General features: G+C 33.5%; 11 protein-coding genes. 7 read left to right on the top strand and 4 right to left on the bottom strand.

What is annotated here, in order from left to right:
• The first annotated feature begins 121 nt into the window (after nt 1-121).
• Entirely contained in the window at nt 122-1,531 is a 1,410-nt protein-coding gene (pdxR, locus tag AAYQ05_RS04675) for a MocR-like pyridoxine biosynthesis transcription factor PdxR (RefSeq protein ID WP_343541467.1), read from the top strand.
• Between the two features lie 138 nt (nt 1,532-1,669).
• Here pdxR and AAYQ05_RS04670 read toward each other — a convergent pair whose 3' ends face one another.
• Entirely contained in the window at nt 1,670-1,933 is a 264-nt protein-coding gene (locus AAYQ05_RS04670; RefSeq protein ID WP_343541466.1) for a DUF2024 family protein, read from the bottom strand.
• A 162-nt stretch (nt 1,934-2,095) separates the two neighbouring features.
• Here AAYQ05_RS04670 and AAYQ05_RS04665 point away from each other — a divergent pair, with 162 nt between their 5' ends.
• Nucleotides 2,096-2,827, top strand: coding sequence for a YggS family pyridoxal phosphate-dependent enzyme (locus AAYQ05_RS04665; RefSeq protein WP_343541465.1), 732 nt, complete (start codon nt 2,096-2,098; stop codon nt 2,825-2,827).
• Between the two features lie 29 nt (nt 2,828-2,856).
• Nucleotides 2,857-3,570, top strand: a complete 714-nt coding sequence (locus tag AAYQ05_RS04660) for an AAA family ATPase (protein WP_343541463.1) — start codon at nt 2,857-2,859, stop codon at nt 3,568-3,570.
• Between the two features lie 293 nt (nt 3,571-3,863).
• On the opposite strand, the gene AAYQ05_RS04655 is transcribed toward AAYQ05_RS04660, so the two are convergent.
• Nucleotides 3,864-5,309 carry a glycosyltransferase gene (locus AAYQ05_RS04655; protein ID WP_343541461.1) on the bottom strand — a complete coding sequence of 482 codons (1,446 nt, stop codon included), beginning with the start codon at nt 5,307-5,309 and terminating at the stop codon, nt 3,864-3,866.
• A gap of 531 nt (nt 5,310-5,840) precedes the next feature.
• On the opposite strand from AAYQ05_RS04655, the gene AAYQ05_RS04650 reads away from it, so the two are divergent.
• Together AAYQ05_RS04650 and AAYQ05_RS04645 are read left to right on the top strand one after the other, a co-directional pair.
• On the top strand, nt 5,841-6,287 hold the full coding sequence (locus AAYQ05_RS04650) for a response regulator (protein WP_343541459.1): 447 nt from the start codon (nt 5,841-5,843) through the stop codon (nt 6,285-6,287).
• Nucleotides 6,288-6,297: 10 nt separating this feature from the next.
• Nucleotides 6,298-10,317, top strand: a complete 4,020-nt coding sequence (locus tag AAYQ05_RS04645) for a PAS domain-containing sensor histidine kinase (protein WP_343541457.1) — start codon at nt 6,298-6,300, stop codon at nt 10,315-10,317.
• A 107-nt stretch (nt 10,318-10,424) separates the two neighbouring features.
• Here the strand turns inward: AAYQ05_RS04645 and AAYQ05_RS04640 are convergent, their stop codons facing one another.
• Nucleotides 10,425-10,841, bottom strand: coding sequence for a lipocalin family protein (locus AAYQ05_RS04640; protein ID WP_281633493.1), 417 nt, complete (start codon nt 10,839-10,841; stop codon nt 10,425-10,427).
• A gap of 125 nt (nt 10,842-10,966) precedes the next feature.
• Nucleotides 10,967-12,094, bottom strand: a complete 1,128-nt coding sequence (locus tag AAYQ05_RS04635) for a hypothetical protein (RefSeq protein WP_343541454.1) — start codon at nt 12,092-12,094, stop codon at nt 10,967-10,969.
• Between the two features lie 358 nt (nt 12,095-12,452).
• Here AAYQ05_RS04635 and AAYQ05_RS04630 point away from each other — a divergent pair, with 358 nt between their 5' ends.
• Nucleotides 12,453-12,650, top strand: coding sequence for a hypothetical protein (locus AAYQ05_RS04630; RefSeq protein WP_343541452.1), 198 nt, complete (start codon nt 12,453-12,455; stop codon nt 12,648-12,650).
• 55 nt (nt 12,651-12,705) lie between these two features.
• Entirely contained in the window at nt 12,706-14,418 is a 1,713-nt protein-coding gene (locus tag AAYQ05_RS04625; RefSeq protein WP_445709709.1) for a tetratricopeptide repeat-containing sensor histidine kinase, read from the top strand.
• Nucleotides 14,419-14,421: the final 3 nt, after the last annotated feature.

Genomic DNA, 14,421 nt, shown 5'->3' with positions numbered 1-14,421 from the left:
CTAAAAGACTAAAAAACAACAAAATAAGATTTTTTTCAATGTAAATAATAGTCCACATCCATCAAAAAAATTATATTTGGACTATTTTATAAAACAAATTCATTAAAAACAAACAGTCCAGATGCTTCGACCTTGGCCATTAGAAATTCAGCTCGATAAAAAATCAGAGAAGACAATTTACCTTCAAATTGCCGATGCTATTATTGAGGCCATAAAAACTGGAAAATTAGTAAGTGGGAATGCACTTCCTGGAAGCAGACAGCTTGCCCAATTATTAAAAGTGAATCGAAATACGGTTGTGGAAGCCTTGGATGTTTTGATTGCCGAAGGTTGGCTTATTACGATTGATAGAAAGGGTACATTTGTAACCGATTCACTTCCCAGCATCAATCATTCATCAGAAAATAAAAAAGATTCCGAGATTAAAACTGAAGAACCTAAAAGCTTTCTAGTTTTTGATGACGGCCTCCCAGACAGCCGATTGGCTCCCATGAATGATCTAGCAAGAGCATACCGCGAACTCTTCAGTCGAAAATCGCGCTGGCAGATTATGGGTTACAGCAGTGAATTGGGGAATTTGGAATTTAGAAAATCGATTGCTCAAATGCTGAATTTTAAACGAGGCATGAGTATTTCGCAGGATCAAATCTGTATCACGCGCGGAAGTCAGATGGCTATGTATCTCGCTTCGCATTGTATTTTAAAATCTGGTGATTTTGTTTTGGTTGAAAATCCAGGTTATAAACCCGCATGGGAAACTTTTGAAAATGCTGGCGCAATATTACTTCCTGTAAATGTAGATTCGGACGGATTGGATATTGATCAGGTTGAAAAATATCTGCAGCATAAAAATATAAAAGCCATTTATGTAACACCTCATCATCAATTTCCGACCACGGTAACTTTGTCTTTAAAAAAGAGATTAAAACTGATTGAACTTTCTAATCAATACAATTTTACAATTATTGAAGATGATTACGATAATGAGTTTCATTTTGGCCAGCGCCCGATACTTCCAATTTCCAGTTATGCAGCTTTGAAAAACTATATTTATATTGGCACTTTCAGCAAAATTGTTGCTCCTGCACTTCGTATTGGATACTTAGCCAGTTCTAGGGAAAACATTCAGAAAATTGGAAACCATAGAAAAATCATCGATGTACAAGGCGACAATATTATGGAAGAAGCAATTTTAAACCTCATCAATGAAGGCAAAATAAAACGTCATCTTAAAAAAGCCAATTTGGTTTACAAAAGCAAAAGGGATTATTTTGAAAGTTTGCTAAATCAATATCTTCAAGATAAAATCACTTTTACAAAACCCGAAGGCGGACTTGCTTTTTGGATTGTTCCAAAAGAAGATATTAATGTTCTTGAAATTTTTGAAAAGCTAAAAATACAAGGCATCCAAATTATGAGCCCAGATCGATTTAGTTTTGATGAAACCATTAAGGGTTTTCGTTTGGGTTATGCTTCTCTTTCAGAAAAACAAATGGAGGAAGGAATTAAAGCACTTGCTAAATTACTATAAGTAACTAAAATTAGACGCAGATTTTACGGATTTGCTATCGCAAAGACGCGGAAAAAAACTGATTTTAAAAACCTGCGCGAATCTGCGTTTTCGCGATAGCGAATCTGTTTTATCCGCGTTCAATTAACTTACAACAAGCTAATTACAGTTTTCCATTTCAATAATAGAAAACCCATTTTCCCGAATCTGATTTTCTACTTCAATCGGCGCTTTATCAATGTGGCAAAAACGGCATTCTTTTGCTGACAAAGCCTGTCCTTCTTGTGCTACACTTTTCAAGTACTTTTTACCATATTCATATACTTGTTCAGCATCATTAATATTTTCATCAACCAAAATATCAAAGTGCATAATTTTTCCGTCTTTGCGGGTTACATAAGTATCCCAAACTGCTATTTTCATTTCTTTTTAGTTTCTAAGTTACTAAGCCGCTAAGGGACTAAGTTTTATTGTTTAATGATGCAAATTTATATTGGCTTTAAAAGTTTAAAATCATCCAGTTTTTTCATTTTTTGAAATATACTGGTCCAGTACAATTTTATGTTTTAGACATAGCTTTGCAATATGAAAAACGACATTATTTTTAATTTGATTAAAGTACATCAGCGCATCGAAAACGCTTGTAGAATTGCTGGCAGAAATCCTGATGAAGTTCAGCTTTTATTGGCAACCAAAACGGTTCCAGCAGAGAAAATCCGAATTGCTATTGAAGCTGGAGAAACTTTAATGGGAGAAAATAAAATGCAGGAGTTGCGGGATAAAAATGATATTTTGCAAAATCTTCCCGTAGAACGCCATTTTATTGGACATCTTCAAACCAATAAGTTAAAAGATGTACTAAAATATGCGACTTGCATTCAATCTTTGGATCGAATAAATCTGGCTGACGAACTTCATAAACAGCTTCAAAACCAAAACAGAAAATTAGATGTTTTTGTACAAGTGAATACATCTTATGAAGAAAGTAAATTCGGATTACCGCCAGAAGACGTTTTATCTTTCATCAAAAAAATAAAAACTTACGAAACCTTCAATATTAAAGGTTTAATGACAATTGGCTTATTGGATGTGGAGAAAGAAAAAATGATTCCCTCCTTAAGACTCTTAAAAACTATTCGGGATGAAATTTATTCGGAAGGAATTGAAGGTTTATCCGATTTAAAACTTTCTATGGGAATGTCACAGGATTTGGAACTTGCTATTGCCGAAGGTTCAAATATGGTTCGTATTGGTACTTCGATATTCGGAAACCGCTTTTTAGGCAAAGAAATCTGGAACGAAAACATTGCAGAATAAAACTTAATTTTGCAGCAAATAATAAGCAGATGAACCTGAATGATCTTACCGTAATTGATACTGAAAAAATTGCTTTAGACGATTTATTTTTTAGTGATGAAAATAAAGCCGCTTTACTGCAGATTATCAAAGAGCATCAATATATCGAGGAATTAAAAAAGTACAATCTTAAAGTCGACAATAAAATTTTATTGCATGGAAGTTCTGGCTGCGGTAAAACGACAACGGCAAAAGCAATTGCCAATGCATTAGACAAAAAGATTATTATAGTAAATCTTAGCACCGTTGTAGATTCTAGAATTGGTGAAACTTCTAAGAATTTAAAAGCAATTTTTGATAAAGCCATCAGAGAAAGAGCGGTTTTGTTTTTGGATGAGTTTGACCAGATTGGAAAAAGCCGTGATAGCGATGATAAAGATGTGGGCGAAATGAGGCGTTTGGTAAACACGATAATTCAGCTTTTTGATTATTTCCCTTCTGATAGTTTATTGATTTGTGCCACGAATCATTACGAAATAATTGACAGCGCTTTATTAAGAAGATTTCAGCTTCGTTTGAAATATGAAATGCCTTCAGAAAAACAGCTGGATATTTATTATGATAAAATCTTAGGCAGTTTTCCAGAGCATTTTCAAAATATAGAAAGACGTTATGCTATTTCTTATGCTGAAGCTTTAGATTATATCAACACTACAATGAAAAAGCAGATTATTGCTGCTTTGGATTTAAAGAAAAACGCATAAAAATCCTCCGAATGTAATTGCTTCGCAAGACCGTAATTATATTGGTCTCCATTTTTTACCAACGAATTTTTTACCAACAAAACATTCCTACGGAACGAAATTGGATTGGACACCATTCTTTTTCTACCGATGAAACGTTCCTACGGAACGTATAATTACTACGTGAATGTTCAATTTTTGCTACCAGACATTCCTACGGAATGAATGGCATTTAATTAAAAAACCCGCTGCAAAAGTTTGCAACGGGTAATTCTTGGGTGGAGTTTTATATATAGAATGAATAGTGTACTTGTTTACAATCCTCTTGTCAACCAGCCTTTTTTGTTGGCTGTTGCAATAGCATAAGGCGCAATCCAGAATAAACTGAAAGTGTAAAAAACACTATAAGAATAAGCCCAGAATGATTCTGAAAGCGTGTATCTTTTTGCGTAAAATACCATTGAAAAAGTAGAGAAGATTAAAATTGCCATTAATGTTGAACTTAAAAATAATACTGGATGAACAGCAATAAAGTAAAACATAAATAATATAATCGGATATGTCATTGCAATTTTAAAGAACTGGTTTAAGAATAACATTCTTGCTCCAAATTTTGATTCTTTTCTAAAATCTGTAAAAACATATTTTGCCATCATAAGATTTTCACGAACATTACTTCTCGCCCATCTTATGAACATTTTGTATAATCCTTTATATTCTTCAGGAACGTTTGTCAATACCACTGCATTTCTTTGAAATTTAACTTCAAAACCTTGTTTCAAAATCATATTAGTCAAAGCGCGGTCTTCTCCAATATCTGATGGTTCACCCATAAAAGTTTGGTTGATCCACTCTGGAAGACAGTTAAAAACGGCATCTCTTTTGTAAGCTGCCAAAGCTCCTGGTGTACATAATACAGAACCTAATTCGCTTTCTGCAGAACGCTGGAATTCAAAACTCATTACGAAACTTACATTCAGCATTTTTGGCAATATTGCTTTTTTATTGTTCAAAACCTGAACGTTTCCTGCAACGGCACCACATTTTTTGTTTACTACAAACGGACTTACCAAGTTTCTCAATGTATCTTTTTTCACAATAGAATCGCTATCTACCGTTACAAAAATTTCGCCAGTTCCTAATTTAAATCCTCTGTATAATGCTTGACGTTTTCCTTGGTTTTTTGGCTGCTGAAAAATCGTTACACGATCTCCCAATTTTGCTTTTGCTTCCTGCATCCAGTACCAAGTATCATCTTTACTTCCATCGTCAATAGCCAAAAGCTGTAGTTTTTCTGCTGGATAATCGCTATCTGCAAGGCTTAATAAAGTATCCCAAACCAATTTTCCTTCATTGTATGCTGGAACAATAATCGTACAAGTTGGCAATAAATCGTCTGATACTGATGGAATCGCTTTATATCTTAAATACAAATAAGAGCTATACAAGAAAACTCCTGCTTGGTAAAAGAATAAGATTGTTGTGATAATTAAAAATGGCAATCCCCAAGTTGAAGCAATTCTTTCAAAATGAAATTTTTCAAAATCATCCTGCAATAGAAATACTACTCCAACACCTGCTAATAGTAATAAAAAAGTCCCAATAAGAACCGCCAATCCAAACGGACTTGTTGGTCTTTCTACATGCACTTTGTTTGATTTTTGTTTAGTTCCGAAAAAAGAACCATTTATTGTTTTTTCGCTGATCGCTGAACTAGTGTTCGCGTAAAATTGTTCTGAGATAATTGTTTCGCTTTCCATGCTTATACTCCTTTTTAATTTGCTTAATGTGGCTTTTAGTAAAATCTTTTCTTTTCTAATTATTTGCTGCTCTTACTTCGAGAAACAATAAAAAAACAAACACATCAAAGATTTTGACATAACACATTTTGCAAGCGGCGTGCCAATACGATTCTAAACTGGTATAGAGCCATTTAGAAAAAACAGCACAAAAAAGAGTGTGTAATTATTTTACACTTTCTGGATACGGTATACACTAAAAGGGAAGAAATTTGTAACTGCGAATTGAGATTTGATAAGGCTTTTGGCTTGTTTTTATTTTCTATTCTAATAAAAAACCCGAATCTCAAAGTATGCTTTTTGAGCACAAAATGGCAAGAATTATTAAAACGCAATTCTCTACATAAAATTGTATAAGCAAAATAAAATAGATAAAATTTATTGCTTTTTTCGTTTTTAAAGAAACATTCTTCCTAAAAAAACAAGAAATCTTGCTGAAAAAAGTTAAATTTATCGAAACAAACTTAACTCTAAAATTTAGGAGATTACAAAATGAGTAAAGAGCATTATTATCTTTTGCTGGCTGATGATGACGAAGACGACTGCCTTTTCTTTAAAGAAGCCCTCGATGAAATAACGGTCAGTGCTGATTTATCTACCGTTCACGACGGCGTACAATTAATTAATTATCTACAAAACAACATCTTAAACCTTCCAGATGTTCTTTTTTTGGATTTAAATATGCCTAGAAAAAATGGCTTAGAATGTCTAGACGAGATTAAAAAAGACGAAAAATTAAAAAATCTGCCCATCATCATTTTTTCTACTTCGCTGGACAGCGAAATAGTTAACAATTTATACCTAAAAGGCGCCTCTTATTATATTCGGAAACCTGGGGAATTTTCAAAACTCAAAAACGTAATTGAAAAAGCATTAACAATTGCGTCAGAAAATAATTTCAAGCAGCCCGAAAGAGCTAGTTTCATTCTGCAACCTTAATTCTTTGGAAATGAACCGCAAAAAAAAGGAACATTATTTTCTTTCCGAAGGAGGAGAAATGGGAGAATTAATTCGTTCTGCAGATTGGAACCAAACTCCGTTGGGAGATCCTGAAAAATGGCCACAAAGTTTAAAAACAATGACCGCAATGATGCTCGGCAATCCGTTTGGAATGTACATTGCATGGGGGAAAAATTATACTCAAATATACAATGATGCCTTTCGTCCTATTTTGGGCGCTTCTAAGCACCCAGAAGCTTTGGGCGGAAGTTCTAAAAATACATTTGCTGAAATCTGGGATACCATCGGACCAATGTTTGCAGATGTGATGCAGGGAAAAGCGGTAAGTTTTCCTGATTTTAAAGTGCCTCTTAATCGAAACGGTTATACAGAAGATTGTTTTTTTGACTTTTCGTATAGTCCTATAAAAATAGAAGACGGCTCTATTGGCGGCATCTTGGTGACAGTTATCGAAACCACCGAAAAGAAAATTGTTGCAGACGCTTTACAAGAAAGTAATGCACGATTTGTCAATAATATTATGCAGGCTCCGGTTGCCATGTGTATTTTTAAAGGCGAAAACAATATTGTAGAAATCGCCAATGAACAAATGTTACAGCTTTGGGGCGCAAAAGCTGAAAACATCATCAATAAACCTATTTTTAAAGTTCTTCCCGAATTGAAAAAACAAGGTCTTGATGAAATTCTGCAAAACGTATTTATCTCAGGAAAAAAGGTAGTTACTGACGAACTTTTTGTTCCACTAAACCGAAATGGACAAACTGAAAACACTTATATCAATTTTGTTTATGAAGCTTTACGAGAAATCAACGGCACTATTTCTGGAGTTGTAGCTATCGCCACAGAAGTTACAGCCCAAGTTTTGGCTCGTACAAAAGTAGAAGAAAGCGAACAAAAAATAAGACAGCTGGTTGAAAATGCCCCTTTCCCGATTGGTGTTTATGTCGGAAAAGAAATGCGTATTGAGCTCGCTAATGAATCTATTATAAAAATATGGGGAAAAGGCCCAGATGTAATTGGTAAAACATATCGTGAAATTCTACCCGAACTGCAAAATCAATCTGTATTTGAGCAAGTTGAATCGGTTTTTGAAACTGGACAATCGTTTCATTCCAGAAATTCCCGTATTGATATTGTGATCGATAATGAATTGCAATCGTTTTATTTCAACTACAGCTTTACGCCTTTGTACGATCTGACTGGAAAAATTTACGGTGTAATGAATACTGCTGTAGAAATTACCGACTTATTCTTAGCCAAACAAAAAATTGAAGAAAGCGACAAACGATTCCGTGATACGGTAAGGCAAGCTCCCGTTGGAATCACAATTCTTCGTGGACCAGAATATATAGTAGAAATGGCCAACGAGGCTTATCTTAAATTGGTAGATCGAGATGAAAAAACTTTTGTTGGCAAACCTTTGTATCATTCATTGCCAGAAGTTAAAGAAAGCGTTAGTGCTTTACTAGATGGTGTTTTAAATTCAGGAATTCCTTTTCATGGAATTGAAGTTCCTATTCCTCTAAAACGATATGGAAAAATAGAAACTTCTTATTTTGATTTCCTTTATCATCCTTTAAAAGAAGAAAACGGAACTATTTCGGGAATCTTGGTAACCGTTACCGAGGTAAGCGAAAAAGTCGAAGCGAGAAAAAGGGTCGAACTGAACGAAGATCGCCTTAAAATTGTCGTGGAAGCCAGCGAATTGGGAACTTGGGAACTGAATGTAAAAACCCGTATTCCAACTTATTCTAAAAGATATCTTGAGATTATTGGCGGTTATACCGAAGATATAATGCTTACTCACGAAGAATTATTGGCACATCTTCATCCAGATGATTTACATATTCGAAATAAAGGTTTCAAAGAAGCTTTAAGTTCAGGTTTTTTAAATTATGAAGTTCGCGTAATCTGGAAAGACCAATCTATACATTGGATTGAAGGAAAAGGAAAAGTTTTTTATGATGAAAACCATCAGCCACAAAAATTAATTGGAACTATTCGAGATATCACTGAAGAAAAAAAATATCAGCAGAAAATTGAAGAAAGCGAAAAGAAACTGCGAAATCTTATTATGCAGTCGCCTGTTCCGAAAGCTATTTTGCGCGGAACCGATTTTGTAATCGAAATGGCCAATTTTGCACTTCTAAATAATATCTGGAAAAAAGAAGAAACTGAAGTTGAAGGAAAAAAAATACTAGAATTATTTCCTGAGCTTAATAAACAGAAATATGATCAATTATTAAATAAAGTCTACGAATCTGGAGAAGTGTATTCAGAATCTGAGTCTTTGCTTTTTATTGACAATGAAAACGGTGGCAATCAATTTTATGTAGACTTTGAATTTGCACCGCTCCGCGAAAGCGATAATTCTATTTCTGGAATTAGAATAACACTTATTGATGTTACCGAAAAAGTTGAAGCGAGAAAGAAAATCGAAGAAAGCGAGAAAAGATTTCGTCTGCTTACAGAAAGTATTCCGCAGTTAATTTGGGAAACCGATGCCAATGGAAATGCCCTTTTTACTTCGGGAAGATGGCTTGAATATACTGGTATTGAACCCGGAATAGAGGGTTCTTGGCAAAAAATGATTCATCCAGACGATTTTGACGAAAATGTCAAAATTTGGCAGCATGCACTAGCAACTGGAGAAATGTATCGCTGTGACGTGCGAATGCGCAGAAAAGATGGTTCATACAGATGGCACACCGTTATTGGCGAACCCGTTTTTGGACTCGATAACAAAATAATAAAATGGGTTGGCGCTTTTACCGATATTCATACCGAAAAGGCCTTTACACATGAACTTGAGCAACAGGTTACAGCCAGAACCAGAGAATTAATCCAAATTAACGAATCACTTCAAAAAAGCGAAGAACGCTATCATTTGATGGTAGAAGAAGTTCAGGAATATGCGATTTTATATTTGAATAGCGATGGTATTATTGAAAACTGGAATGCTGGTGCAGAAAAAATAAAAGGCTATAAAGCAGAAGAAATCATCGGAAAATATTTTGCTGTATTTTATACCGAAAAAGACCAGAAAAACAATCTTCCACAAAAACTGCTGCAGATTGCCAGAGAAAAAGGAAAAGTAATACATGAAGGCTGGCGCAGACGTAAAGACGGAAGTCTATTTTGGGCAAGTGTGGTAATAACGGCCGTTCATAACAAACAAAAAGAAGTTATTGGTTTCTCTAAAGTAACACACGATTTAACCGAAAAAAAGAAAGACGAAGACAAGCTCAGAATGAATGCATTAGAGCTGGCTCAGAAAAACAATGAGTTAGAAGAAATGAATAAAGAACTACAATCCTTTGCTTACATTTCGAGTCATGATTTGCAGGAACCGCTTCGAAAAATACAGACTTTTGCTTCTCAGATTATAGAGAAAGAGGCGAAAAATTTATCGGAAAACGGAAAAGATAAATTTAAAAGAATGCAGAATGCCGCACAGCGAATGCAGACTTTGATTAATGATTTATTAGCGTATTCTAGAACAAATATCCAAGAACGTATTTTTATAAAAACAGATCTTGCTCAGATTGTAAAAGAAGTAAAAGAAGATTTAACCGAAGAACTAGATCAGAAAAGTGCTGTAATTGAAATTGAACAAAGCGTTGAAGTTGATATTATTCCGTTTCAATTCAAACAATTGCTGTATAACCTCATCAGCAATTCATTAAAGTTCTCAAATCCCGATATTCCAATTGTAATTAAAATAAAAAGTAAAATTGCATTAGGAAAAGATTTAGAAAATGAAAAACTAATTCCTGCAAAAAAATACTGTCACATAGAAGTTTCAGACAACGGAATTGGCTTTGAAGCGCAGTATAATAAAAAAATATTCGAAGTTTTTCAGCGTCTCCACGGACGCGATCGCTATAATGGAACCGGAATCGGATTGGCGATTGTGAAAAAAATTATCGATAACCACAATGGAATCATCACCGCTTCGGGAATTCAGAATCAAGGAGCTTCTTTTGATATTTACATTCCTGTAAAATAAAAATTATCAAATTCTAAACTCCAAATTCCATAAAAAAAACGGAAACTGCAAGTAAGCGGTTTCCGTTTTTCCATTTCAAACGAATTGAAATTATCTCAAAACAAATTTTATCTAGTATAAACAGTAATTATACCTGTTGTTTTGTCTTTAATTTTTAGCTCTTTGTTGGTTAGATTCATAATATCGCTAGTTGAGCTGATATTTCCAACAGTAAGCGTTAAATCGTTGTGAGATCTTACATAAGTACCTGTAGTTTCTGTTAAGGCACAATCACTTCCGTTATAATCACCAATAACCGCTGCATTACTTAATCTTAAATCTAAATAATCTCTGTTGCATCCCGCTTGATTCTGCGGAGCATCAACTAACACTTCCTGTCCATTAACAATTGTTCCTGTTTGGCTTAGATTATATTTCCCTTGAATTGGAACTATTGTTTCTCCTTCATTATCGTCGTTACTACAAGAGGTTACGAACATTCCCGCGCTTAAGGCTAATACGAATAAAAAGTTTCTATTTTTCATGATTTCTTTGTTTTTTATTTAATTAATTCAATAATACTAAATTAAAAGTATATACTTACAAAAAATTTCATGATTTAATGAATATCTTACATAAATCGCATTTTAGGCAAAATTTAAATATTTAATTACTCGCATGGTTTCCCTTTTAAATACTTAGTAAACATGTAGTCTGTCATCGGGCGAAGCGCTCTTTTATTTTCTGGATGTCTTCCAGCTCCATTGTCATTAAAAAAATCAATTCCATGCGCAGTTTTTCCATACCAAATAATAGCTTGACCATTTGTTAGAAAACATTTTGTAGTGTCGCAAGCATTTACCTTTTTAAAATTTAATAAGCTTTTATCCAATGGAATTATTTCATTTAAATTATTGTCCTCATTATCTGAAGTACAATTTACAACTTCATAATGGTCTCCTGACCATTGCATGCAATGCTTTTTAAAAAAAGCAAAATACACCACTCCTCCAATTGAGCAAAAAATTAAAACAGTAACCATTGCTGTTTTTCTTAATCTTTTTAAGAAATTTTCAAATAGGAATTGCTTAATTCTCTCTAAAAACTTTTTTCTTTTTGTTTCGGATTTCTGTGACTCAGGATCATTCCATTTAGGCTGATCTATTTTAGCGTAATCAATCTCCTTAGAATTTGCTTCAAATTTAGTAGTATCTGTTTTTTTTCGTTCTACTGTATTAGAGGCATAACTATCGTTGGTAATAAATCGTAGAGGTATATATCTTTTATTTTTTTCTGCTTCTTCATTTTTCGAATTAGGAAAATTTTCCACTTCGACCTCATCACTAAAGCCAGCAGGAGAAATTTCAGGTTTGTAATGTTTGGTGTTTCTTAACTCTTCTATCAATTTCAAATTCTCTGGATCAATTTCTTTTCTAAACTTATTAAAAGGTCTAGGTTGAAAATCTACCAAAATCGCAGCTAATTCAACCGTACTTATCTTAGCTGTTTCTCTTTCTGCTTTAAAAAAAGCACCTACCTTTTTAAACTTATCTGTGTATTGTTGCGAAGTATCAACTTCTTTTGGAACAAAATCAGCCTTAAAAAAGTTTCGATATACCGCAATGTCATCGACTTTAGGTTCTGAATTGAAAATTTCCCAGCATAAATCTCTTAAAACTGCTTGCGAAGGATTGCTTAAATAATTAGAATATTTTCCTTCATTTTTTTCAACTCTATATTTCTCTCGAATCGCTTCTTTATAGTCACTTTGAATATCATTTTGAGTAATTTTTCTCATAAGCTATTAGGATTTTCAGGATTTATTATCGGTTTTTTCAAGTTTTTATCGGACATCATCGGAGAATCAGGAAATCCCGGAAATCCGTATCAATACAGGCTCAAAACCGTTGTTACTTTGCCTCAACAAAATTAGTTATCGTTTTGATCTGCAGGTCAAAAGCAAATGTACAAAACTAGTTCATGTACCAAGTGCGGAAAACCGTAAGACGGATTTTATTCTGGGAAGTATAGATGAAAATCTTACTGTTCTACGCACTTCACTTCCCAAACAAAATTTGGTATTGCCATTTAAAAACCAACCTGAAAAAAGATTTCAGGCAGCAATACCCATGTTCAACTTTTAAATTTTAAAAAAAATGAAAACTTTATATTTATTGGGAGCGTGCGCGCTGTTGTCAACTACATTATTTTCTTGTACTGCTGATGAATTCGAAACAGAATCAAAAAAAACTGAGGTAAAAAAAGATGCTGTCCCGTCAGAAGGACAAGCAGATGCACCAGACGACGGGCCTGGTGATGAACCTATCAATGTTCCACCGCCACCAAAAAAATGATAATCATCAGTAGTTAGTAAGTTATTAATTACTATTTTCGGGGAAAGTAAGTTTTATGCTGCGTTCCCCTTTTTTTTATTTGCTTTTTATGACTTTGTTTCTTTCTTGCCGAAAAGAAACCAATGATCACTTATCAAAAAATAACACAAAAAGTGACGATGCTATAGCCATACGAGATAAAGCACTTTTAAACTTCCAAAATAAAGATTACAACAGCGCCTTCTATAATTTTAACAAATCAAAAATAGCATTTGAAAATCTTAAAGACAGCTCCAACATTGTCTACAATCTTATCCAAATGGCGGCTATACAACAAATTAATGGCGACTATTATGGAAGCAAAGAGACACTCACAGAAGCTCTGCCTTATATTAAACAAAAAGACATTTATAGTGCAGCTATAAATAATTATTTCGGCATAGCAGATAAAGAACTCTTCATTTATGAAGATGCTGTTTATTACTATAAAGAAGCTTTAAAAGAATGCAAAGATTCTATTTGCAAAAAAGCTCCTTTAAACAATATTGCTGTTATATATCTATTGCAAAATAAATACGATAAAGCAATTCCAATTTTAGAATCAATTCTATTTAAAGGTCAAATAACGGATAAAACATTTTTAAAAACCCAAGCTAGAATTCTAGACAATTTAGGATTTGTTTATTTCAAACAAGGCATGTCTGAAAAAGGGTTTTCTCTCATGAAAGAAAGTCTTCAAATAAGAAATAGTTTAAATGATCGCTACGGAAGCATTGAGAGCAATTTACATCTGGCTGAGTTTTATGCCAAAACTAATTCTCAAAATTCGAATCAATTTGCGCTAACTGCCTATAAAACTGCAACAGAATCTAATAGTATTGATGAACGTTTAAAAGCTTTATCTTACCTTATTTCTAATGACTCCAATTTAAAAAGCTCTTATTATGCAAAAAAATTCGTGTCTTTAAATGACAGCATAATCAAAGTCAGAAATAATTTTAAAAACAAGTTTGCCAAAATCAAATACGATTCTAAAAAGGAAAAAGACGAAAACCAAAAACTTCGATTAGAAAAAGCAGAAGATTTGGTTGCTATTAAAGAAGGTGAAAAAGACAAAATAATTTTATTTTCTACTTTAATTGCTGTAGTCTTTTTGGGTGTTTATTTAAGAAACCGCTATAAACACAAGACTCGTCTTGTTAAGATAAAAACTGCATACGATACAGAAACCCGAATAGCCAAAGATATTCATGACGGATTGGCGAATGATGTTTTTCATGCTATTACGTATACGCAAACTCAGTCCTTAACAAACGAAAGCAATAAAGAAAACTTACTCCAGAAACTCGATGATATTTACTCACGCGTTCGAGGAATTTCTAGAGAAAATAATGATATAGACACGGGTCCAAGTTTCTCTAATAATTTAAAAGAAATGCTTTCTACCTATAACAGTGGTCAAACAAATGTTATTATAAATGGTGTTGAAAAAATAAATTGGGATTCCGTCGACGATTTAAAGAAGATTGCCATTCAACGTGTATTGCATGAATTAATGGTCAATATGAAAAAACATAGTGAAGCTCCAGTCGTATCCATAAAATTTGATACTAACTCAAATTCCTTACTTATTGACTATAGTGATAATGGAAAAGGTTGCGAAAAATCAAAAATTATAAAAAATGGTCTGCAAAATATGGAAATCCGTATTCTGGCTGTAAAAGGAACTATTACTTTTGAAACTGAACCTGATAAAGGTTTTAAAGTAAAAATAACAATGCCTAAATAAAAG

The sequence above is a fragment of the Flavobacterium movens genome (genome assembly GCF_039581425.1).
Taxonomy (GTDB): Bacteria; Bacteroidota; Bacteroidia; order Flavobacteriales; family Flavobacteriaceae; genus Flavobacterium; species Flavobacterium luteolum.
The sequence above is the reverse complement of the archived record's forward strand: the minus strand, read 5'-3'. Positions and strand labels throughout refer to the sequence as shown.